The organism is Methylomonas sp. 11b (assembly GCF_000515215.1).
Lineage (GTDB): Bacteria > Pseudomonadota > Gammaproteobacteria > Methylococcales > Methylomonadaceae > Methylomonas.
Genome location: NZ_KI911557.1, coordinates 5,272,293 through 5,294,463 on the forward strand (window position 1 = coordinate 5,272,293; position 22,171 = coordinate 5,294,463).

At 52.6% G+C, this 22,171-nt stretch carries 18 protein-coding genes; 10 read left to right on the forward strand and 8 right to left on the reverse strand.

Features of this window, described 5'->3' with window-relative positions; all coding sequences use genetic code 11:
* The first annotated feature begins 70 nt into the window (after positions 1-70).
* Complete coding sequence (locus METH11B_RS29640; protein WP_026604422.1) at positions 71-817, forward strand: VPLPA-CTERM sorting domain-containing protein; 747 nt, start codon at positions 71-73, stop codon at positions 815-817.
* A 39-nt stretch (positions 818-856) separates the two neighbouring features.
* Here METH11B_RS29640 and METH11B_RS0125245 read toward each other — a convergent pair whose 3' ends face one another.
* The 4 genes from METH11B_RS0125245 to METH11B_RS0125260 all read right to left on the reverse strand — a co-directional run bounded on the left by METH11B_RS0125245 (position 857) and on the right by METH11B_RS0125260 (position 4,916).
* Entirely contained in the window at positions 857-1,828 is a 972-nt protein-coding gene (locus tag METH11B_RS0125245; protein ID WP_026604423.1) for a 2-hydroxyacid dehydrogenase, read from the reverse strand.
* Positions 1,829-1,884: 56 nt separating this feature from the next.
* Entirely contained in the window at positions 1,885-2,736 is an 852-nt protein-coding gene (locus tag METH11B_RS0125250) for a hypothetical protein (protein WP_026604424.1), read from the reverse strand.
* A 138-nt stretch (positions 2,737-2,874) separates the two neighbouring features.
* Complete coding sequence (locus METH11B_RS0125255; RefSeq protein ID WP_026604425.1) at positions 2,875-3,411, reverse strand: hypothetical protein; 537 nt, start codon at positions 3,409-3,411, stop codon at positions 2,875-2,877.
* Positions 3,412-3,749: 338 nt separating this feature from the next.
* A complete protein-coding gene (locus METH11B_RS0125260; protein WP_026604426.1) occupies positions 3,750-4,916 on the reverse strand; it encodes an aminotransferase class V-fold PLP-dependent enzyme in 1,167 nt (388 codons plus the stop codon).
* Between the two features lie 207 nt (positions 4,917-5,123).
* Here METH11B_RS0125260 and METH11B_RS0125265 point away from each other — a divergent pair, with 207 nt between their 5' ends.
* From METH11B_RS0125265 to METH11B_RS0125285, 5 genes are all read left to right on the forward strand, one after another.
* Positions 5,124-6,077, forward strand: a complete 954-nt coding sequence (locus METH11B_RS0125265; RefSeq protein WP_020482090.1) for an HpcH/HpaI aldolase/citrate lyase family protein — start codon at positions 5,124-5,126, stop codon at positions 6,075-6,077.
* A gap of 124 nt (positions 6,078-6,201) precedes the next feature.
* Positions 6,202-7,383 (forward strand): malate--CoA ligase subunit beta, encoded by a 1,182-nt coding sequence (locus tag METH11B_RS0125270; protein ID WP_026604427.1) that lies wholly within the window; start codon positions 6,202-6,204, stop codon positions 7,381-7,383.
* 9 nt (positions 7,384-7,392) lie between these two features.
* Positions 7,393-8,280 carry a succinate--CoA ligase subunit alpha gene (gene sucD, locus METH11B_RS0125275; protein WP_026604428.1) on the forward strand — a complete coding sequence of 296 codons (888 nt, stop codon included), beginning with the start codon at positions 7,393-7,395 and terminating at the stop codon, positions 8,278-8,280.
* A 119-nt stretch (positions 8,281-8,399) separates the two neighbouring features.
* A complete protein-coding gene (locus METH11B_RS0125280) occupies positions 8,400-12,635 on the forward strand; it encodes a DEAD/DEAH box helicase (RefSeq protein WP_026604429.1) in 4,236 nt (1,411 codons plus the stop codon).
* 40 nt (positions 12,636-12,675) lie between these two features.
* Positions 12,676-13,251 (forward strand): hypothetical protein, encoded by a 576-nt coding sequence (locus METH11B_RS0125285; RefSeq protein WP_026604430.1) that lies wholly within the window; start codon positions 12,676-12,678, stop codon positions 13,249-13,251.
* 105 nt (positions 13,252-13,356) lie between these two features.
* Here METH11B_RS0125285 and METH11B_RS0125290 read toward each other — a convergent pair whose 3' ends face one another.
* Positions 13,357-13,686: a hypothetical protein gene (locus METH11B_RS0125290; protein WP_026604431.1), complete on the reverse strand. Its 330-nt coding sequence runs from the start codon at positions 13,684-13,686 to the stop codon at positions 13,357-13,359.
* Positions 13,687-14,041: 355 nt separating this feature from the next.
* On the opposite strand from METH11B_RS0125290, the gene METH11B_RS0125295 reads away from it, so the two are divergent.
* The gene (locus METH11B_RS0125295; protein ID WP_026604432.1) at positions 14,042-14,995 is read left to right on the forward strand and encodes an IS110 family transposase; all 954 of its coding nucleotides are present in this window, start codon (positions 14,042-14,044) and stop codon (positions 14,993-14,995) included.
* A 74-nt stretch (positions 14,996-15,069) separates the two neighbouring features.
* Here METH11B_RS0125295 and METH11B_RS0125300 read toward each other — a convergent pair whose 3' ends face one another.
* Positions 15,070-16,350, reverse strand: coding sequence for an NAD(P)/FAD-dependent oxidoreductase (locus tag METH11B_RS0125300; RefSeq protein WP_026604433.1), 1,281 nt, complete (start codon positions 16,348-16,350; stop codon positions 15,070-15,072).
* A gap of 149 nt (positions 16,351-16,499) precedes the next feature.
* Between METH11B_RS0125300 and METH11B_RS0125305 the strand changes: the two genes are divergently transcribed.
* Positions 16,500-17,699, forward strand: coding sequence for a cation:proton antiporter (locus tag METH11B_RS0125305; protein ID WP_026604434.1), 1,200 nt, complete (start codon positions 16,500-16,502; stop codon positions 17,697-17,699).
* A 15-nt stretch (positions 17,700-17,714) separates the two neighbouring features.
* Here the strand turns inward: METH11B_RS0125305 and METH11B_RS0125310 are convergent, their stop codons facing one another.
* Positions 17,715-19,268 (reverse strand): phytoene desaturase family protein, encoded by a 1,554-nt coding sequence (locus METH11B_RS0125310; protein WP_026604435.1) that lies wholly within the window; start codon positions 19,266-19,268, stop codon positions 17,715-17,717.
* 385 nt (positions 19,269-19,653) lie between these two features.
* Here METH11B_RS0125310 and METH11B_RS0125315 point away from each other — a divergent pair, with 385 nt between their 5' ends.
* Positions 19,654-20,517, forward strand: coding sequence for a hypothetical protein (locus METH11B_RS0125315; RefSeq protein WP_036278349.1), 864 nt, complete (start codon positions 19,654-19,656; stop codon positions 20,515-20,517).
* A gap of 214 nt (positions 20,518-20,731) precedes the next feature.
* On the forward strand, positions 20,732-21,475 hold the full coding sequence (locus METH11B_RS0125320; RefSeq protein WP_155931193.1) for a hypothetical protein: 744 nt from the start codon (positions 20,732-20,734) through the stop codon (positions 21,473-21,475).
* A 77-nt stretch (positions 21,476-21,552) separates the two neighbouring features.
* Here METH11B_RS0125320 and METH11B_RS0125325 read toward each other — a convergent pair whose 3' ends face one another.
* Entirely contained in the window at positions 21,553-22,086 is a 534-nt protein-coding gene (locus METH11B_RS0125325) for an REP-associated tyrosine transposase (RefSeq protein WP_026604438.1), read from the reverse strand.
* Positions 22,087-22,171: the final 85 nt, after the last annotated feature.

The following is a 22,171-nucleotide window of genomic DNA, read 5'->3' on the forward strand; positions in this document are numbered from 1 at the left end:
TAATTATGCGATCCAAGCCGGCATATCCCCGGCTTGGATGCGGATTATTCAGTTGCACTAGGAATAAGAAATGAAAAACTTGAGTAACAAACAAAGACTTTTCAGCAGTTTGATGGTTTTGGTTTTACTAACGCTTGGCCAAAACGCGCAAGCGAGCAGTTCGTTCGATAGTCAAGCGACTATTTCGTTTGATGTCAGTGGAATAGGGAACGGTGTGACGGCGACGAGCGCCTATGCACCCGCGGATGCGTCATATTCCTATATTTTTACAGCCCCAGAGAGTGTCGGTGCGATTTTACCGGCTGCTGCTAACGCCGTGGCGCTGCCCTCGCTTGGTTTTGGAGTCGCGCATACGTTTGCGGTCAATGGCTACGCGTCAGCTGGGAGCTTTACTTCGCAGCATGTCGGTTGGTATCAGCTGGATTTTTTAAATGAAAGTGCTCAGGATCAACAAATAACGCTGACAGTGAATTACACGCTCCAAGCCTTTACACAGGGTGATGCGAATACGGATGTGATTCTTGATTTTTGGGATACATTTTCACCGCAATTAGGTAATGCATTTTTCAATAACGGCATGCTCAATGTAACGTCTTATGACCCTGCCTTGGCGATTGCTGGCGATAAACGTTTTGTGACTTATTCCTTTAACCTGGCGCAGGGGGCGAGCAGAAGCTTTTTTACGGATGTGACAATAAACGGGAATTTGCAGCCAGCGGCGGTGCCGCTCCCTGCCGCTGTCTGGTCATTCTTAGCAGGTTTGATGGGTATACTGGGCGCTAAAAAACGCAAAAAAATACCCGTCAAGTTTGCTTAGAACTCTTTTTTGTATAGTCAACAGGGTTGCGGTTTAGCCTTAAACCACTCTATCCGGCAGTTCAGCGCCTGAAAAATAAGCCTGTAAATTTGCCAACACTTTTTCCCCCATCGCGGTGCGGGTGGCAATCGTCGCGCTGCCCAGATGGGGGAGGAGTGCGGCGTTGTCCAGCGTCAGAAAACCGGGGTTTATGTTAGGTTCGCCTTCGTAAACATCCAGGCCGGCGCCGGCAATGCGCTTTTCTTGCAAGGCTTTGATCAAAGCTTTGCTGTCCACCACGTCGCCACGCGCAGTATTGACTAAATGCGCGGTGGGCTTCATTAAATTCAAGGTATTCTCGTTGATTAAATGCCGGGTTTCGTTGCCGCCCGGACAATGCAGAGATACATAATCGCAACGCGGTAATAGTTCTTCCAGCGTATCGCAACGCTCCGCCTCTAGCTCGTCGACAATGGCAGGGTCGGCCGGACTGGGTTTGAGATACAGAATTTTCATACCAAAGCCATGATGAGCTTTTCGCGCCATGGCCTGGGCGATACGGCCGAAGCCGATTAGTCCCAGCGTGGCGCCGGTGACATCGCTACTCATCATATGGGTTGGGCACCAGCCGGTCCATGCGCCGGCTCTGACCAGTCTATCGCCCTCGGCGCCGCGCCGCGCAGACATTAATAACAAGGTCATCGCTATGTCGGCGGTGCTTTGCGTCAATACCCCAGGGGTATTGGTAACAATCAGGCCTTGCTGTTTGGCGGCGGCAATATCGATATGATTATAACCCACGCCAAAATTACCCAGAATTTTGCAGCGCTTGTTCGCGACATTCAGTACTTCGGCTGGCAGGGAGTCGCAAACGCTGGGACACACTGCATCGTAATTTTGTAAGGCCGCTCTAAATTCGTCGGCACTGAGAGGGTGGTCGTCGGTATTCAGCGTGACGTCGTAAAGCGCTTGCAGTTTAGCTTCAACACTTGCCGGCCAGCGGCGGCTAATCAGGACTTTGGGTTTGTTCATCGGATTTCCTATCGTAAAACTTTTGCGCTTTTAGGTTTAAACAAGTTATCAGGGATTTAGGGGTCAACGGCCGGGTTGGAAGTGCTTATGCCGCCGCTGCCATGATCACGGTCGTAAGCTTTCAAGCGTGCCGCGCGCAGGCTGTTGATACTGGCGATATTCTCATCATGTTGTTGCAAAGATCTTTGCCGCTGCAATGACAAATGTTGGTCTTGTTGCTCTTGCAAGGCCGTCGCCATTGCCGGCTTTCTATATTGCAGTTCGGCTTGGCGTTCGGCGATACTTTGTTCTCGGTCGTGCGTGTCCGTATTCAGGTGTTTTTCCATCAAATCCAGGCTGCGCGCTTGGTTTTGCAACTGCTGTTGGCTCAGTATTTTCGCGTCGTCGAGCTGCTGCTGTCTGAGTCGTAGCTCGTTTTCCATGCGTCGAGCTTCCAGTTCGTCCTGGCGCTGGACGTTCATTTGTTGATTGTCGAGTAACAGCTGTTCTTGCTGGCTTTTCAGCGCGTCGGTGGCGGCAATTAATTTAGCATTTTGGATCTGCTGCAGCTCGGCTTGTTGCCGGGATTGCTGGTTATTGTGATAAATCCAAGATCCTATCGGAAACAATAGCAGCAGGGCGATAGCCACTCGTTGTGACCATAGGCCTATCCGGCCGGGTTCGGTTGCGTTGGGGGGGCTTATTTCAGTAGGCTGCAAGCGGCTGGCCGCCAGTTTTCGGTCATAGCTCATGCGCCGGTCCGTGTCGGACAGTATCACAAATGCTTCTCTCGCTCGGTTGAGTGTATCTATTGCGGAGTTGTCTTCGCGTTTTGCCCAAGTCCGTTCAATATCCTTGAACGCCCGATGGATTTGTTGGTCGTTGGCGGACTCGGCTATGTTTAATAGTTGATATAAGGTTTTTGCCATTTTTGCATCTCCCAACGCTTCGTCGTCTAATGATCGGGAGATAGTGGACTAGCCCCTGAAAATGCCGGCACTGAGCAAAGCGCCGGCAGGTGGGACTATAAAGAATTGAAATTCGCAGCGCAAATACCTGGCAAAAAATTAATCGGCGACGATGGTCAGCTTTTCTTGGTGTCGACGCAGCATCGCTAACGTCCCCAACATGCAACCCAAAACAAACCAGGTTAATGCGGCTAGGGGCATAGATGATAAGGATTTTTCACTAACCGCCGTAACGGATTGCCGGCTGGTTTGGGCGTCTGCGGTTTTTTCCAGTAGAAACTGGTAACCAATGTCGGGGATAAACGACCAAGCTCCGCTGCTGATGGCGGGATAGTTCATCACGGACCAGTTCACCGCTCCAATATCGAGAGCTTCACTGGTATTTTCTCGATTTAATCCCGATGCGTAAATGGCTTCGATAACGCAAGTGTTGATCTGGTCGGCGTTATTGTTGCCGGTTAAGCTGCTGGGTAGCCAGCATAGCCCTGGTGCTAAAAAGTAGGAACTTGGTGCCAGGCTAATCGGACTGGCGTTGTTTAGCAATGCTTGGTCGTAGATTTCAGTTGGCTCGTGTTCATGAAGTTCCGCATGGGCAGGAGCGATCAGTGCTGCTAACAGTAATAGGCGGTGTCTCATGATTTTCTCCTTTGGCTTTGGAGTCAGAAGATAACTCAAACAAATATTAAGCAATAGCAATGCCTTTATTTAAAAAGTCTTATATTTTAAATATTTACTGATAATTTTCATTATTTTCGGTGTAAAAAATCAGGTGCTTTTGAGGTGGAATGGTGCAAAAGACGGTTACTTTTGGTGCTTAGTGCACAAAACACGGCTGTTAATCTCGTGTTCTAAAGTACATGGAGGCGGTATATCGGCCTGTTTTGGGATGTGATAAGGGCTAGGGCTGATGGGATACTTGCGGATCGGATGACGGGTGGCCGGCTAAGCCGGTCACCCGTCAAACTTATCGGATGTTATTTCGCTGTCGAGCGGTAATACTCAATGGCTGCGGCGACGCCGCTACCCGGTTTAATGGCAAAACCGTTATCCAGCATCGCCATTTCCACGCCGGCAATCGCCCCCAATAAGGACACGTCGTTCATATCGCCAACGTGGCCGATGCGGAACACTTTGCCGGCCACTTCGCTGAGGCCTGCGCCTAATGAAATGTTGTATTTGTTGTAAGCGGTACTGATGACGTGGCGGGCATCCTTGTCGGCCGGTACCACAATCGCGGTGACTGTATCGGAATCCCAGCCTGCTTGTGCGCAAGTTTGCAAGCCCCAGGCCGCAACCGCGCGGCGTACGCCTTCGCCCAGACGGTGATGGCGGGCGTAAACGTTCTCCATGCCTTCTTCCAGCAACAATTCCAAGGCTTTACGCAAGCCGTACAGCATCGGCGTGGATGGCGTGTAAGGGGTGTAGCCGTCTTTATTGGAGGCCGCCATGTCTTTCAGTGAGAAGAAAGAACGCGGGAAGTTGCTGTTATCAATCGCGGCCAGGGCTTTTTGGCTAAAGCCTAGAATCGCCAGGCCGGCCGGCAACATGAAGCCTTTTTGTGAGCCGGCGATACTGGCGTCTACGCCCCATTCGTCTTGACGGAAATCGATACTGCCGATCGAGCTGACACCATCTACGAACAAAAATGCTGGGTGGCCGGCGGCATCCAGCGCTTTGCGTACCCCAGGAATGTCACTGGTCACGCCAGTCGAAGTCTCGTTATGGGTGGCAAGGATGGCTTTGATTTCGTGGTTTTTGTCTTCTTTCAGGCGCGCTTCCAGATGGTCCAATGGCATGCCTTTGCCCCATTCGACTTGGTGAATTTCCACGTCAAAGCCCAATTTTCTGGACGCTTCCGCCCACAAGTGGCCGAATTGACCAAAGCGGTAAATCAAAACTTTATCGCCCTGGTTCAAGCAGTTGGTCATCGCCACTTCCCAGCCGGCGGTGCCGGTGGCTGGAAACACGAAGCATTGGCCGGTTTCGGTGCGGAAAACTTTTTTCAGGTCTTCCAGAATTGGAGCCAGCAATTTAGGGAAAATCGGCGAACGGTGATCTTCCATCGGCACATGCATCGCGCTCAGTATTTCATGTGGGGTATTGGTTGGCCCTGGAACAAATAGGTGATTGCGACCTGCCATCTGGTGTCTCCTTGGAATTTTGGAAGCTTAGAAAATCGCGGGATGTTGCCACATAAGCCGTGATTCGGCAAGTCGTTTACCGGCGTAAACCTGCATCGAAGCTGACAAGCGCAATTGACATTGCAGGCCCTGAAAGTAAAATGGCACGTTCTTTAATCCATGCACGGCGCGGTTTTTTAGCCGGCCAACCAACCGTAGGAAACATACATGAGTCACACTCTTTACGAAGCCAATGCCCAACGCGTGCAACGTTGCGAATTGGCGGTACCGGGTTCCAGTCCGGAAATGTTTGAAAAAGCCTTGAAAAGCGGTGTGGATTTTGTGTTTCTCGATCTGGAAGACGCCGTTGCGCCGGACGATAAACTGCAAGCGCGGAAAAACGTCATCCAGGCCATCAACGATCTGGATTGGAAAGGTAATGGCATCACCCTGTCAGTCCGCATCAATGGTCTGGATACCCAGTACATGGTGCGCGATGTGGTCGATCTGGTCGAACAAGCCGGCGCAAAAATCGACACGCTGCTGATTCCTAAAGTCGGTGTCTACGGCGACGTTTACATGGTTGACGCGATGTTGACCCAGTTGGAGATGCAGGAAGGCCTGAAAAACAAAATCGGCATCGAATGCCTGATCGAAACCGCTCTGGGCATGGCCAATGTGGAAGACATTGCCAAGCAAGGTGCTATCGGCGGCCGCGTGGAAGCCTTGCATTTCGGCGTCGCCGATTATGCCGCCAGCAATCGGGCCCGTACCGTGAATATCGGTGGTTTGAATCCCGATTATCCCGGTGACCAATGGCATGCGGCGATTAGCAGGATGACGGTGGCGTGCCGTGCCTACGGACTGCGTCCTATCGACGGTCCATTCGGCGACATCAAAGACCCCGAAGGCTACAAAGCCGGCGCCCGCCGCGCGGCCGCGTTGGGTTGCGAAGGCAAATGGGCGATTCATCCCTCGCAAATCGCTTTAGCTAACGAAGTATTCACCCCACCTGCTGCGGAAGTCGAAAAAGCCAAGCGCATCCTGGTAGCGTTGCAGGAAGCCGCCGCGCAAGGCAAAGGCGCTGCGGCACTGGATGGTCGCTTGATTGATGCAGCTTCCGAACGGATGGCGAATAACATCGTCCGTGCCGCCGAAGCGATTGCCGCGAAATCAAAATAAAAAATTGTAGGTTGGGTTGCTCTTTGGGAAAAAACCAAAGGTAACCCAACATTTAAGGCCTTCGTGTTGGGTTAGGGCTGATGCCTAACCCAACCTACATTTTTCCAATATCACGAGAGAGTGCATGGACATTCATGAGTACCAAGCAAAACAGCTATTGGCCGACTATGGCGTGAAAATAGCGGATGGCGGTCTGGCTTACAGCCCGGAAGATGCGGTGCAACGCGCCCGCGAAATCGGCGGCCACGTCTGGGTGGTTAAAGCCCAGATTCATTCCGGCGCCCGCGGCAAGGCCGGCGGTATCAAGATTTGCAAAACCCACGACGAAGTCAGCGATGCCGCCGAATCTTTGCTGGGCAAAAAATTGGTGACACACCAAACCGGTCCTGCCGGCAAACAATGCCTGCGCTTATACGTCGAAGCCGGTACCGATATTGCCAAGGAATTGTATTTCAGCTTGCTGATAGACCGTGCCCAGGAGCGGATTGTCATGGTCGGTTCCGCGCAAGGCGGTATGGAGATCGAGGAACTGGCGGAAAATAATCCGGATGCGATCAAAAAAATCTACATCGAACCAGCCGTTGGTTTACAGGATTTCCAAGCCCGCGAAATGGCGTTTGCTTTGGGTTTAAACGCCGATTTGATCCCGCAAGCAGTGAAATTGATTCAAGGCTGCTATCGGGCGATGCGCGAGCTGGATGCCAATATGGTCGAAATTAATCCCTTGGTGATTACCGGCCACGATGAATTGATCGCGCTGGACGCCAAAATGGGCTTTGACGACAACGCCTTGTTTCGCCGGCAAAAAATCTCGGAGTTGCGTGACAAGTCGCAGGAAGATCCCCGGGAAATGGCAGCTGCCGACCGTGGCTTAAGCTATGTCGGCCTGGACGGCGATATCGGCTGCATGATCAATGGCGCCGGCTTGGCGATGGCGACGATGGACATGATCAAACTGGCAGGCGGCGAGCCGGCCAACTTCCTGGACGTCGGCGGCGGCGCGTCGGCCGAACGTACCGAAAAAGCCTTTAGGATGGTATTGCAGGATAAAAACGTCAAGGCCATGCTGGTCAATATCTTTGCCGGCATCAACCGTTGCGATTGGATCGCCGAGGGCGTGGTGCACGCGGTGAAAAAAATCGACATGCAAGTGCCACTGGTCGTGCGCCTGTCGGGTACCAACGTCGAGGAAGGCCGGCGCATCATAGAGGAAAGCGGTTTGCCCATCATCACGGCAAATACCCTGGCCGAAGCCGCCGAGAAAGCGGTCGAAGCCCGTAATAAAGTCGTAGCCGCGCAAGCTTAAGGAACAAACATGGCAATTTTTATCGATCAAAACACTCGCATCATCGTCCAAGGTTTCACCGGCAAGATCGGTACCTTTCACGCCCAGGAGATGATCGACTACGGTTCCAACGTGGTCGGCGGCGTGACGCCGGGTAAGGGCGGGCAAAAACATTTGGACCGCCCGGTGTTCAATACCGTCAAGGACGCTGTCGAACAAGCCGGCGCCGAAGCCAGTATCGTGTTCGTGCCGCCGGCCTATGCCGCGGACTCGATCATGGAAGCCGCCGAAGCCGGCATCAAATACTGTGTGTCGATCACCGATGGTATTCCGACTCAGGACATGATGAAAGTCAAAATCTTCCTGAGCAAATTTCCCAAGGAAAAGCGCATGGTGTTGACCGGCCCTAACTGCGCCGGCACCATCAGTCCGGGCAAAGCGATGCTGGGCATTATGCCGGGGCACATTTACATACCCGGTAATGTCGGCATTGTCGGTCGTTCCGGTACGCTGGGTTACGAAGCCGCCGATCAGATGAAAGCCTTAGGGATAGGTGTATCGACCTCGGTTGGTATCGGCGGCGACCCGATCAACGGCAGCTCGCACCGCGATATTCTGGAAAAATTCGAGCAGGATCCGGAAACCAAAGTAGTGGTCATGATTGGTGAGATTGGCGGCCCGCAAGAAGTGGAAGCCGGTATGTTTGCCAAAGAAAATATGAGCAAACCTGTGGTGGCATACATCGCCGGATTAACCGCACCCAAAGGCCGGCGTATGGGCCATGCCGGGGCGATTATTTCCTCGGTTGGCGAATCTGCAGCGGAGAAGGTTGAAATGCTGAAAGAGTTGGGCGTGATTATCGCCCCAACTCCAGCGGCGATGGGCGAAACAGTGGCTAAGGTATTGGCAACACTATAAGTTCCCCTCTCTATAAAAAAGCCCGCTCCGGCGGGCTTTTTTGTGCGTGTTGACTTGAGATTCTTTAGCTTGTCCGGCCAAGCTGGTAACATCCCATCTTTTGCCGTTTTGCCGGAATCATGCAATCTTCTCGTTTAGTCGAACGCCTTAAAACTTATCGGACATTAACCCCAGAGCAACAGATTATTCTGAAGTTGCTGGCCGTGTATTACGGCTATAGTTCGCTGATCAATTTGGCTAAATGTCTGGGCAGTTTGGGTATCAGGGAGGGCGAGAAAACTCTCAAGTCGGAAGCTGTCAAAGCCCGCTTAAAGCCGCTGATTAAAGCCGGCTTGCTGGAAGAAAACCTCAAATCCGGCGGCACCCGTTGCTGCCGGACCTTGGCGGAAGTGCTGACGCGGCAAGCTGTCGAGGACAAAGAGTTTGATTTGTTTGCCGGCGCCGTACAAATGAACAATCCGCCCGGCCATGGCTACTATCGTTACAGCACCGTGGACGACTGCATCCGCGAAGCGCGCATCCAGTTTTATCGTGGCGATTACGCCAGAGTAGACGAGTGTCTGGAATCCGGTGCCCACTACTTGGGCAAACTGCCGCCGGTCAACGAACTGTATCTATCTTGGTTTTTAAACCCCTTGGATGTCGCGTGGTTTACCACGCATCATCCGCAATTATTGCTGGGGTTGGCCGGATTTTCCGGCTTACATCAACTGCTGTATCTGTATGCCGACGAAAAATTGGATAGTTTTCTGCAACAGCTATTGTTCGTTAGCCGGGGTGTGCAGCAAGAATTGTTGAACCGCGTAGCTTTGGAATTGCGCTTGCTGCGAGGTGACTGGGACGAAGTCGAGCAACGGGTGGCGGATCAAATTGATCCGGAACTGCAAGCGATTGCTGCGACATTGATTTTTCTGCGCGGCGATTACGCGGCAGCGGTCAACCGCTTCGAAGGTGCTTTGGCACAGCTGCGCAAGGTTTCAGGACAACGCACCGCCTATTTTTACGGCTTAGCTGGGGTGTTTTACCCACTGGCTATCCTGAAGAATAACGACGCCAAACAACGCGCCAAACTCGGCACATTAATCAACCAAGCTATAAAAGCCGACAATTATTGGCTGGGCATTTATCATCAGTTAGCCTTGTTCCAGCGTTTTTTGCAAGGTGACTTGTCCTTGCGGGAGCAACTGTTAAACACCGATTTAACCTATAAAATCAGTAGCGGCTATCGGGAAAGCGGCTACCCGGAGACCTTACTCAATCCGCCATTACTGCTGCATGTGTTTTTAACCCTGATCAAATTTTGGGTCAAAGCCGATCAATTCAATCATGTCACGCCACTTAGTCAAAAGCTATATCGGCATTTGTTGGACAACGGTTATCGTTGGCCGGCGGCCGAATTGGCCAAGATCTTTACCCATATAGAGCCGCCGCGTTCTATGCAATGGGATTGCAGCTTTTTCGATGGCCGGCCGGCGTTGGCTGATTTGTTCGCCAGCCGCCCCGATTGGGACTTGGCATTGGACGCGTTACTAAACTTGCCCAAGGCCGAAAAAAAAGCCGATACCGCCGCGCCTATCGACAAGCCTACGCGCTTGGTCTGGTTACTGAGTTACGACGATATTAGCCACGAGTTGGAGATTGAACCACGCGAACAAAAGCAGCAAGCCAAGGGCGGCTGGAGTAAGGGTAGGGCGATTGCCTTGAAACGGTTGGCGCATGAAACCAACAAGTTTGACTACTTAACTGAGCAGGATATTAAGCTGTGCGCGCATATCAAGGAATACCGCGATAGCGGCTGGTACGGTAGCGGTACTTATTTTGAATTCGACAACAGCATGCCGCAGGCGCTGCTGGGTCACCCCTTGTTGTTTTGGGCCGATGCGCCCGAGGTGAGAGTGGATGTGGTCAAGGGCGAAGCCGAACTGCGGGTGAAAAAGCTGGAAGGTAGCGATAAGATCAAAATTAGCTTGGAACCCGTGCCTGGACATGAACAAAAGTTTTATGTCGCCAAGGAAACGCCCACGCGCTTGCGAGTGCTGGAGTTCACCGGTGACCATCATAAAATTTTTGCGGTATTGGGCGGCAAGGGCTTGGAAGTGCCGGTGTCTGCGCAAGATCGGGTCTTGCAAACCCTGACCAGTATTTCCGGCTTGTTGACCGTGCATTCGGATATCGGCGGGAGTTCCAGTAGCGCCGAGCAAGTGCAGGCCGACGCGACGCCGCGCGTACATTTATTACCCTGGGGCGAAGGTCTGCGCGTGGCGATGTTGATTCGGCCGTTTGCGAGCGGTGGGGCGTACTATCAACCCGGACACGGCGGCGAAAGCGTGTTGGCGGAAATCGACGGCCGGCATTGTCAGACTAAACGCGACTTGGCCTTGGAAAAGCAGCGCGCGCAAGCCGTTTTGCAGGCCTGCGACGTGTTGGAACAGGCGGAACGCGATGGCGCCGGCGATTACTTATTGGATCAGCCGGAACAATGTTTGGAACTGCTGCTGCAATTGCAGGCATTGCCAGCCGAGCAAGCGATATTGGAATGGCCGGAAGGCGTCCGGTTTCGACTGTTGGGGCAAACCAACGGCAGCGGCTTTAGCATGCAAATCAAGCGCGACAACGATTGGTTTGCCTTGCAAGGCGAGTTGCAAGTCAACGAAGATACCGTCATCGAAATTCAGCAATTGCTGGGTTTATTGAATAATCGCGAAGGCCGGTTTTTAAAATTGCAGGACGGTCAGTTCATTGCCTTGACTGAAGAATTTCGCCGCCGGCTCGATGATTTACGCGCCTACGCGGATCTGCACGGCAAGAAAGTGCGGATCAATCCGTTGGCCGCTCTGACTTTGGAAGACTGGCAGGACGATGCCGGTTTTAAGGCCGATAAACATTGGCAAGTACATATGCAGCGCCTAAAGGATTCGCGAGACTATCAATCCAAAGTGCCGTCCACCTTTCAAGCCGAATTGCGCGATTACCAATTGGATGGCTACCGCTGGTTGGCGCGTCTGGCTCGCTGGGGCGTCGGTGCTTGCCTAGCCGACGATATGGGCTTGGGCAAGACCGTGCAAGGTTTGGCCCTACTGGTTGATCGCGCACCGAACGGTCCCAGCCTGATCGTCGCCCCGACCTCGGTGTGCATGAACTGGGAAAACGAAGCCGGTCGTTTTGCGCCGACGCTCAATCCGCAAATTCTCGGTAGCGGCGATAGGCAGCGCTTGCTGGATAATCTGGGGCCGTATGATTTACTAATTTGCAGTTACGGCTTGTTACAACAGGAACAAGTCGCCGAAATGTTGGCGAAAATCCAGTTCCAGACTGTGATTCTCGACGAAGCGCAGTGGATCAAAAACATCGCCACCCGCCGCTCGCAGGGGGCGATGAATCTGCAAGCCGAGTTTAAATTGATCATGACCGGCACGCCCTTGGAAAATCATCTGGGCGAGCTGTGGAATTTGTTCAGGTTTATCAATCCGGGTTTATTGGGATCTTTGGAGCAGTTCAATCAACGCTTCGCCGGCCCTATCGAACGCGACCGCAGTGCCGAGGCTCGTTTCCAGCTGAAGAAATTGATCCAGCCTTTTATTCTGCGCCGCACTAAAACCCAGGTGTTGCAGGAATTGCCGCCGCGCACCGAAATCCCGATCTATGTCGAGCTCAGCGCTGAGGAAATGGCCTTCTACGAAGCCCTGCGCCGCGATAGTCTGGCGGCATTGAGCAGCGCCGATGCGCCGGCTGGGCAAAAGCAATTGCAGATTCTGGCGGCCATCAGCAAATTGCGCCGCAGCTGTTGCAATACCTTGCTAGCTAATGCGGCGGTGGCTTTACCTAGCAGCAAGTTGGCGGCATTCGGTGATATCGTCGACGAATTGCTGGATAACAAGCACAAAGCCCTGGTGTTCAGCCAGTTTGTTGATCATCTGCAATTGATCAAAAACTATATCGAGCAGCGTGGCATTCGTTATCAATACTTGGATGGCAGTACACCTGCCAAGGATAGACAGCAACGGGTAGATGCGTTCCAGCGTGGCGAGGGCGAATTGTTTTTGATCAGTTTGAAGGCTGGCGGCGTGGGTTTAAATCTGACCGCCGCAGACTATGTGATTCATATGGACCCGTGGTGGAATCCGGCCGTGGAGGATCAGGCCTCGGATCGGGCGCACCGCATGGGCCAACAGCGGCCGGTAACGATCTACCGGATGATCGCCAAAAATACCATAGAGGAAAAAATCGTCGCGCTGCACAGCCATAAACGTGATTTGGCGGATAGTTTGTTGGATGGCGCCGATATTAGCGGCAAAGTCTCTGCTGACGAGTTGCTGAATTTGATGAAAGGGGATACATCTAGTGACGCTAAGTAACGGCGGCTTCCTATTACATTAGACAACGGAAAGCTAAGTAATGTGTATCTTGTACAAATTATCGCTCATTTGTGGAATTACACCTCTATTGTTCGGAACCATCATCTTTTTTAGCTGGTTAGGATTAAGAGCTGAATGGCTTATGGTTGCGGGTATATACACTATTTTTTTTGGTTTAATCTTGTTTGTATGCGGCTTACTGTGTCTATTCTTATATGGCCATAAAGAACGCAAAATTGGGAATATGTACCCTGTAAGAAGGTCGTTAATTTCATTGCTCATACTTTTATTCAATTTTCCTGCCGCTGCATTAGCCGTATATTCTGCTGATTACATTCTGAGTACCAGTATAGTTACAGTCGAAAACAATTCGGCCTTTGGGGTAACAGGCTTTGTTTTAATTGAAAAAGATACAACCTATTACGTTCCCAATATTTACCCAGGGCGAAAAATTAGTAAAGATTTTCATTTTAAATATGAAGGATCAGTTCATTACCGATTGTCTCTAAACGGTACTAAAAAAGAAGGGATTGTTTTTGCTTATGTAACTGGCGGTTTAGGCGAAAAAGCCACAATGAATATCACAAAAGACGGTTCAGTTGAAATTTCTAATTAGATTTATTATTTTATGAATAGACCGTTGTAGTCTTCAAAAATTTACAGATGTCTGCAACGATCTATCCATGGTTATAAGATTTTCTGATGCGAAATTAGTTGATGACTATTCCCGTCTTAAATTATGCTTCTTGCGTGCAATATTTCGGCTGGCTTTGTTTTGTTGATGGGTCAGTCTGGCTCGTTCTCCGGCGGTAACCACGCCATCGGCTTTAGCAGCTTCTTCTTGACGCGCTATGCGCATTTGTTGATGTTCCAAACGGTTGGCTTCTCGGTTGGTTAAGGCGCCGGACGCCTCGCCCTGCTCGATGCGTCTTTCCTGATTTTCCTGGCGCTGGTCGATACGCGGCGTTTCGATGCCGGCGAAGCAGGGTTGCGCCAAGCCAAAAAACGCAAGCAACGCGCCCGACAGTAAAAATTGGTTGATGTTATTCATGTGTGCCTCGGTAGTGTCGTTATTAGGTTGCCAACTTCAGTAAACAGCTGGCGATGTCATTTTAGCCGGCAATATTAAGTTCACCTTAACGTCGCGCGCCGAGCTTGTCGAAGGCCAAACAGCCTGGGCTTCGACGAGCTTGTATGGTAAAGGTTAAGAGAATCGGGGAGACTTTGGTTGTCGGGATGGAGGGACATCGACAAGCATCTGCTAAGACAGACCTCACTGAGAAATCATCCCATCGCGTCTTCCAGAGTCGATGAAGAATCTAGCGGTTAGACCGCCGATTTGTGCACAAGCTTACTCGGCAGACGCACCACCCCGACTCTCTTATTTTTCAACAGGTGGAGGACGTATGACAAGCGAAATGTTGATCGGTATCGATGTAGCAAAAGATGAACTGGTGATAGATTCAGAGCAGGGTTTGTTGACGCTTGCCAATACGGCAGAGGCCATCAATGCCTGGCTGAAGACGTTACCGACCGGGAGTTATATTGGCCTGGAAGCCACCAGCGATTATCATCAACTCATGGCAGAGCAAGCGGTATTGATGGGCATGGTCGTCTATGTGCTGAACCCACGGGATATGCGCCATTATGCCCTGGGTTTGGGCAGACGGGGCAAGACGGATCGAGTGGACGCCCAAATGATCCGGCGATTTATCACCGCTGAACGGGGTCATTTACGTCCCTATCAACCTGCTTCGGCGATGCAGCACCAAGTGGCTTTACTGCAACGGCGCCGTGCGACGGTCGTCAAGCATCGTCAAGCTCTGCAAAAAGCCTTGCGAAGCGTGAAGGAACTTGAAGCGCCACTCATTGATACCGTGGTCGCCTTGGACGGATTGCTCAAGCATATCGATCAGCAACTGGATGACTTATTAACTTTGCAGCCTGCACTGAAAGCCGAGGCCCGACGTCTTGAGAGCATACCGGGTATTGGCCGGCAAACCTCAACACAGCTGGCTGTCTTGTTTGATCGGGTCCCGTTAAGCCGCAGCGATGCCGTAGTAGCCTTTGTCGGGCTGGATCCCCGAGCCTGTGACTCAGGCCAAAAGCGGGGCCGCCGACGCGTATCCAAACGGGGACCGGGTGAACTGAGACGGCTGTTATACAACTGCGCCCAGGCAGCCGCCAAAACGGCTGTGTGGAAACCCTATTACCAAGAGTTAAGAGCCAGAGAGTTCTCGGCAACTCAGGCGCTAGTGATTATCGCCAGAAAATTATTACGCATCGCATTCTCGCTTTGGCAACAAGCCGATGCCCGATTTGACGCTCAGAAAATTGCTTGCCTCAACAATGCAGCTTGACGAAAACCATAGAATCTCAGCCCGAACGGAGTATCAGTGATAAATAGGGCAGGGTTAATAAACTCCAATCAGTTTCAAGAAACCAAATAGGTTGAACTCGGTTCCTGGCCGGCTTCCAGAATTTGTTTCATGCTGACCATGTCATAACCACCGGACAGCAGGACAATAAAGCGTTCCCGCAGCATGGGGCTTTGCCGGGAACGCAGGATGATGTTATTGGCGTCTTTTTGTTCCAGGATTCGGTACCAGTTGTAAATCATCTGAAAAATCCGCTCCATCGGTTCGCGGATGCGCTCCTCATAATTACGCAGCCGAGCAGCGCTGAAATCGCCACCGTTAGCGAAACCGTCCAGCACCGCATCGGCAGCGAACACGCCGCTGCGCATCGCTAGCGTCACCCCAGCGGAAAATACCGGGTCGACAAACATCGAGGCATCGCCCACCAGTAAAAAGCCGTCGCCGTGAAAGCGTTCGTTCATGTAGCCAATAGAGGAAATGGTTTTGATATCCATGGCTTGCTGCGCGCCCGTTAACCACTCGCGAACGCACTCGCAGCTTTGGATGGCGGCCTCGAAGCGTTGCTGCGGCGAATCGCCAAGACTTTTCGCAAAGCGGCTGTCCAACACTGCGCCGACGCTGGTGATATTGTCTCGTAGCGGAATGTACCAAACCCAGCCGCCGTCGATGGTATGGATGTCGGTGGTTACCGAGCCGTCCATCACCTCGCCAAAATTGATAAAACCGTGTGGGTCGCGGCGAAAGCCGCCTTTAAAATGGGCGAAATGGGCGATTTTGTTCAGCTCGGGCAAGGGCCGCCGCCAGTTTAACTTGCGGGCGATCATAGATTCGCGGCCCGAGGCGTCGATGACGACTGAGGTATGAATCGGCGCCGGGTCAGAGCCATTTTTGCCAGCACTAACGCCAATCGCGCGTTCGCCGTCGAATAACACATCGGCGACCGACCATTCCCGGCGCACCTCCACGCCGCATTCGGCGGCATGCTCCAGCAGAATTTGATCAAAGCGCGCGCGCTCGACGTGATAGGTATAGGGCCGTTCGAAATACCCCGGATATTCCGCGGTCAGCAGTAACACATCGGGTTTTTGGTTGAACATGCCAAAGTTCGCGCCTTGCTTGACCGTAAAGCCTTCGGCTTCGATTTTTTCGGTGACACCCAGCCGCCGCCAGATTTCCCAGCAAGCCGGCAATAAAGATTCGCCGATTTGAAAGCGTGGAAAGCGCGAGCGTTCGAACAACACCACGCGTTTACCCGCTTTGGCCAACATGATCGCCGCGCTGGCGCCGGCCGGGCCGCCACCGATGACGGCGGCATCGAAGCGTTCAGATGGCGGCATGCTGTTTCACCTGTGTTAAAGAAAACCGGTTTAGTTTCATCGTAGATTTCATATTGTTCAGTCAAATGTCCGATGCAAAAGCATCAGTTGGCTAACGCTGATTTTGTAATAATACCTGCCTAACGCGACTCACTCCAAACGATTGGCCGATGAACACCACTGAAATATTTCTGATTGCCTTAACCATTATCTACAGCCTGCCGTATCTGATTTGGCGAATCGGCCGGACCGACTATTTCGCGCCTTTGGTGGTGGTGCAGATTATCACCGGAATTTTGCTGGGGCCGGGGGTCTTGGGTGCCGCGTTTCCGGATTATTATGCCTTTGTTTTTAACAAACAGGTGATACAAGCGCTGAACGGTATCACCTGGTGGTCGGTGATGCTGTTTGTCTGGGTGGCAGGCATTGAATTGGATCTGCGCCAGGCCTGGCAACATCGGCTGGAAACCAGCATCACCGCTGGGTTGGCGCTGGGCGTGCCCTTGGGCTTGGGTTGCGTTGTGGCTTTGGGCATGCTGATGTTCGAAGGCTGGATGGGAGCCAAGGCCATGCCTTGGCAATTTGTGCTGGGGATGGGGATGTCCTGTGCCGTGACGGCGCTGCCGATCTTGATTTTGTTGATGGAAAAACTGGAAATTCTGCGTCAGCCCATCGGCCAGCGCATCTTGCGTTACGCCAGCATGGACGATATTGCAATTTGGGCGGTGCTGGCCTTGATTCTGTTGGATTGGGAGCGGGTAGGCCGGCAGGGCGCTTTTTTGTTGGGTTTTGCAATCAGCGCCTACGGCATTCGTAAACTAATGGCCTGGCTGCCGGAACGTGACCGTTGGTATGTCGGCATCATCGCCCTGGCCGCTACCGGCTTTGCCGCAGACTGGGCCGGGCTGCATTTTATGGTGGGGGCGTTTTTGGCCGGCGCTATCCTGGATGGCTGTTGGTTTAATCAAAACCAGCTGGACATGCTCCGCCACCATCTGTTACTGACGGTGATGCCGGTCTATTTCATCAGCGCCGGCTTGAAAACCAATTGGGCAATGGGCGGCGCGGCGGTACTGGTCGTCGCCGGGGTATTGTTGTTGGTCTCGGTGTTCGGAAAGTTGCTGGGTATCCATCTGGCCGGAAAAATCCTGAAATGGCGGCGCGGCGAGGCTTCGTTGATTGGTTGGCTGCTGCAAACCAAAGCCTTAATCATGATTATCTTTGCCAATGTCTTGCTGGATAAAGAAATTATTAGCAGCGAAACCTTCACCGCCCTGTTACTAATGGCCGTGCTCAGTACCATGCTGACGGTGCCGGTGGTATCGCCGAAATTGGCGCGGATGCAGGCGCTTATCTCGCGTGCAGAATAAGTAGGTCAGACGCCCTTAGTCATCCAGGCCTAAAGTTTTCCAAAAGTCTTCTTGCTTAGCGATACCCAGTACTGCTTGCGCGGCGAGTAAGGCCGAAACGCTGACCCCGGCCACACCGCCGCCAGGCCGAGTCCAATGGCCGGTGTGGAACAAGCCGGGCAGGGCGCCGACTACACTTGGCCGGTTCGGGCCGATCTGATCCGGGCTGGGCGCAAAACCATAGGCTGCGCCGTGGCGGTTTAGGGTGTAGCGCTCCATGGTGCGAGGCGAGCCGGACTCCACTACCAACAAATGGTCGTTCAGGCCGGGAAAATGTCGCTCGGCTTTTTCTAATAGGCGTTGCTGAAAACCGTTCTTGGCGATGCGCCAGGATTCCCCCACGTCAAATGGACACAGTGTGGTCAGCATCATGATGCTTTGTCCGGGCGGCGCCAGCGAGGAGTCGGCGAAGGATGGCAGCGTTGCAGAAAACCAATTGCTCTGGCCGGTTTGGCTTAATGCATAGCTGGCTTCGTGGTCGAACGATTCAAAGAAAAAGCCTTCATGAGCATGATCTTGCTCAGAGAGAGGCAGGTCGGTGGCGATATAACTGGCGAAGATCGATAAGGACGGCGACAGCTTTGCCAAGCCTTCGCAATAGCCGTTTGGCAAATGCTCCCGACCGATTAACAGCTCGGCGGTGTGCTGGATGTCGATGTTGGAAACTACCGTTTCAGAACGAATCAGCTGGCCGTTTTCCAAGACGATGCCGCAGGCTTTGCCTTGCTCGACTAAAATGCGGCGCACGCTAGCATTTAGCAACACTTCGCCGCCTTGATTTTCGATGGCGGCGGCCAGTTGATTGGCGTAAACCTGGAAACTGCCTCGACAGTAATAACCGCCTTCGTAAGTGTAACCGGCCATCATCGAGGCCCAATACAAGAAGGACAATTGTGACGGTGGTAAACCCAAGTAAGGCCAGAGCATCGCGCAAGCGCTTTTCAGGCGAGCATCGACTAGAAACTCGTCCAGCGCTTCGGCCAACGTGGTACGCCGATAGCGGAATAAATTGCCCAGCGTTTGCATCGGCGAAACCCGCGTTACTTTACTTTGCGACAACACTTCCTCGGCCAGCATGGCTTCTTCCGCCAATACTTTACAAAGCCGGATCAGCGCCAGCAGGCGGTCTTTTTCCTGCGGAAAGTGTTCAGTCAAGCCAGCCACGAACGCAGCTTCGCCGGCTTGTAACGGGATTTCGAAATCCGAAAAAACCGCGCGGGCGTATGATGGGACAGGGATGAACAGTTCCTCCGGATCTATACCCGCCACCCGGCAGATCTTATTCATAGTGCTGCCATTGCCATAACCCTCTGCGCTGCACCCGCTGACCAGATGTACGCCGGAATCAAAATGAAAGTTTCGACGTTTGAAGCCGTGGGCATAACCGCCCGGCCTGTCGTGTCTTTCCACCAACAACACCGACTTGCCGGTTTTCGCCAGCAATGCGGCGGTACTGAGACCGCCGATACCCGCGCCAATGACGACGACGTCGTAAACTTCTTTTGCCGATTCCGTGTGAACGCCGCGCATTGAGTGTCTTCTATGAGGATAAATAGCGGGTTAGCTTAGGAACAAACTCGACGGAAAACAAGTGCTTGGTTTTTGTCGGGGCAATCCCGGCAACAAATAGTCACTTGTCATTCAATACAAGGTTAGGAAAGGCGGTGTTTGTTCATTAGGGGTGTGTTTTAACGAATCGTACCAATCGCTTGCGATGCACTTTGTCTACCAAATCCTCCGTGCCGCAAAAACCGCCAGGAATCCAGCACGATATTCACTGTCGCTGGGCGAGTAAGCTGCGGCAGCCGGTGATGCGCTGTGGTGAATAAGACGGAACGGAAGCTGGAGCTTGGGAACCAGCAAAATGATGGAAGCTTGCAACGATGGGGATTCGCGGCGACAATCCCGCTCCGCCATGACGCCCTTACTTCCTCAACAAATCGCCCCTGTTGACACCCAACAGCGTGCATTGACCGATGCCTATCTGGCGGAGCGGATCGATGCATTGCAGGCTTATTTTCTGGGCTTGCGGGTTCAGGTCGATGCGCTGCTCGCGCCTCAACTGCCGGCTGCTGCGGGCAAGGCTTATCCTTATGGCCGTTGCGAGGAGATCACCCGCGAGCTTTACGCACTAATGGCGACCCGGTTACGCCAACCGCAGGCGCCGATCGAACAGCTATTGCACGACTTCATGGCTCAAGGCGGTATCGTGCGCTCGGTATGGGGCGTGTTGCGCGAACAATATTTCCAGAACGCGCTGCAATTCGGCGGCTTGTATGTCGATGTCGCCAACGATACCGTGGACGTGAACAAAGCGCCGGTGGAAATTCTGCCGCTCGCGGCCAGCGGCTTGGTCGCCGTGCGCGATCTGGCCCATTTTCGCCGGACCGCCGAATCCTATTGGGGCGCGACTATCTACGCCAATCACCTGTTGCCCTCGCTGGCGCCGCTGTTACCCATGGTATCGGTCAGTCCCGGCCGGTTGCGGTCCGGGCTGCAATCGGCCTGCGATTATATGATTGCATTGATGTGTCGCGACAACTTCGAGCAGGCCGAAGCCTGGCTGCGTGAAGGCCCGCCGCCGCCGGATGAGGAAGCGGCCGCGTTACTGGCCGATACGCCAGCCGACCTCAGGCCCTGGACAGACAAAGGCAGAGACGAAGCCATCCTCGCCTGCCAGCGCGCCCGGATCGCTCACTGTGCTGCCGATGACCGTTGGCGTCAGGCACGCGTGCTGGATTACCTGCGTTCATTGTGTGGTCCTGCAGTGACGAGTTGAGTATTTTGCTTGAAGCGGGTCAGATGGAGGATTTCCTTACAAACTTGGCCGGCCAGTTCGCGAGTGGGACAAATCACGATATTACCGTGTCTACCATTCGAAGGGTTAGCGATTCGCGCTGACCGACATCCTCTATACTGAGTCCCGATATTATTAGTCGTCGAGGAAAAATGTACAGCTAGAAAACTCGGCTATCCTTATCCGGTTAGTGGCATTGGACCAAACCAATGATTTGGCGATATGCGATAAACATTTTCAACGTTTAATTAAAGTCGAAGCGGAGTGGAATATGGCTAGCTTGGAAGATTTCAGAGCATTATTAATAAAGGAGCCGGAGAAAGCGTTTACCGATTACGTCCTGGAAATAGACGAAGTGAGTTTTGACTGGAAAGATGCCAATGCCGGTATTCGGGCCGATGGTGGCGTTCGAGATATTGAATGGCACTTTGAAAAGCCTAATATCATTAAAATGTATCCCGGTCAGGGCGGGGATAAGGAGAGACGAATATATTATTTGCCGTGGAAAAATAAGAGTTTAACCCAAGTGACTCTTGATAAAGATTCGCCGCCGTACTTTTTGACTTCCGAATTTAGTAATTGTCGGTTCACGATTCATTTTCACGACCAAAACGGGAATAGCGTGACCGTCATGCATGTTGCGGGCGATGTGAAAGGTGAAGGCGGCTTCACGGGCGGCAATACCCGAAATGACATGGAAGCGCAAAATGCTCCGCCACTTCCAGTTGTAAGAACCCGGCGTATGTCGGTTAGTAAACCGCAGCCGTCGGTACAGGGCGCATCATGGAAAAAATACAATGCATCGGCGAAAGATACGGTGTATTACGATTCAAAAGCCGTTGTTTTTGGATTTCGGAAGGGAGACGGGGGATGGGTGTTCTATGCCCAGAATCTCGATGCAAATAAGGTCGGAAAGGGCTTAATCGACTTGTCGGCGTGATATGCCACGTCATTTCCACTGGTTCCCAAGCTCCAGCTTGGGAACCCACGCCTCGGAAGCTCCAGCTTCCCAAATCCTCACCAGTCTTTAACCACCTCAATCAAGCCCTCCATTCCCGCATAATTCCGCGCACTGGAATAACGCCAATGCTCAGGTAAATCCACATAACCGCGTTTCACCGGATTAAGGTGAATGTAATCCAGCTTCTGCCGCATCCCCGCCTCGGATTCGATCAGCTGCGGATGGCTACCTTCCTCCCAAACCTGATACTCGCATTCGATCTTATGCGGCCGCTTCAACAACGCCAATAACTTCAACACCCGCTCAGAGCCGCTTTGTTGCAGATAGTCGATGATTTGCTTGGCTGTGTAAGCCTTAAAACGCTGCATGTCCCGGCTTAAATCCGGCGAAGCGGCAATCAGATGCAGGTGATTTTCCAGGATCACGTAGCCGTATAGCTGAAACCCGCTGTCGAGCTGCAAAAACCGCCAGGAATCCAGCACGATGTTCACCGTCGCCGGGCGCGTAAACAGCGGCAGCCAATGGTTTATCGTCGCGGTCAGGAAGTGCGGGCTGGGGTTTTGCAGGACTCGGTAGCTGCTGCGGGTCATTGGCTATGGTGAGTGGGGATGGAGGTTGAAGTTTGGTAAATATTAAACAGCACCAATGCGATTGATGCGGTGCACATTGTTTACC

What these genes read in the sequence shown, in the direction of transcription:
- METH11B_RS0125255 (WP_026604425.1), bottom strand. Translation starts at nt 3,411, where the DNA reads ATGAGACACCGCCTATTACTGTTAGCAGCACTGATCGCTCCTGCCCAT.
- METH11B_RS0125325 (WP_026604438.1), bottom strand. Translation starts at nt 22,086, where the DNA reads ATGACCCGCAGCAGCTACCGAGTCCTGCAAAACCCCAGCCCGCACTTC.
- METH11B_RS0125290 (WP_026604431.1), bottom strand. Translation starts at nt 13,686, where the DNA reads ATGAATAACATCAACCAATTTTTACTGTCGGGCGCGTTGCTTGCGTTT.
- METH11B_RS0125260 (WP_026604426.1), bottom strand. Translation starts at nt 4,916, where the DNA reads ATGGCAGGTCGCAATCACCTATTTGTTCCAGGGCCAACCAATACCCCA.
- METH11B_RS0125245 (WP_026604423.1), bottom strand. Translation starts at nt 1,828, where the DNA reads ATGAACAAACCCAAAGTCCTGATTAGCCGCCGCTGGCCGGCAAGTGTT.
- METH11B_RS0125265 (WP_020482090.1), top strand. Translation starts at nt 5,124, where the DNA reads ATGAGTCACACTCTTTACGAAGCCAATGCCCAACGCGTGCAACGTTGC.
- METH11B_RS0125305 (WP_026604434.1), top strand. Translation starts at nt 16,500, where the DNA reads ATGAACACCACTGAAATATTTCTGATTGCCTTAACCATTATCTACAGC.
- METH11B_RS0125310 (WP_026604435.1), bottom strand. Translation starts at nt 19,268, where the DNA reads ATGCGCGGCGTTCACACGGAATCGGCAAAAGAAGTTTACGACGTCGTC.
- METH11B_RS0125315 (WP_036278349.1), top strand. Translation starts at nt 19,654, where the DNA reads ATGACGCCCTTACTTCCTCAACAAATCGCCCCTGTTGACACCCAACAG.
- METH11B_RS0125285 (WP_026604430.1), top strand. Translation starts at nt 12,676, where the DNA reads ATGTGTATCTTGTACAAATTATCGCTCATTTGTGGAATTACACCTCTA.
- METH11B_RS0125250 (WP_026604424.1), bottom strand. Translation starts at nt 2,736, where the DNA reads ATGGCAAAAACCTTATATCAACTATTAAACATAGCCGAGTCCGCCAAC.
- METH11B_RS0125270 (WP_026604427.1), top strand. Translation starts at nt 6,202, where the DNA reads ATGGACATTCATGAGTACCAAGCAAAACAGCTATTGGCCGACTATGGC.
- sucD (WP_026604428.1), top strand. Translation starts at nt 7,393, where the DNA reads ATGGCAATTTTTATCGATCAAAACACTCGCATCATCGTCCAAGGTTTC.
- METH11B_RS29640 (WP_026604422.1), top strand. Translation starts at nt 71, where the DNA reads ATGAAAAACTTGAGTAACAAACAAAGACTTTTCAGCAGTTTGATGGTT.
- METH11B_RS0125300 (WP_026604433.1), bottom strand. Translation starts at nt 16,350, where the DNA reads ATGCCGCCATCTGAACGCTTCGATGCCGCCGTCATCGGTGGCGGCCCG.
- METH11B_RS0125295 (WP_026604432.1), top strand. Translation starts at nt 14,042, where the DNA reads ATGACAAGCGAAATGTTGATCGGTATCGATGTAGCAAAAGATGAACTG.
- METH11B_RS0125280 (WP_026604429.1), top strand. Translation starts at nt 8,400, where the DNA reads ATGCAATCTTCTCGTTTAGTCGAACGCCTTAAAACTTATCGGACATTA.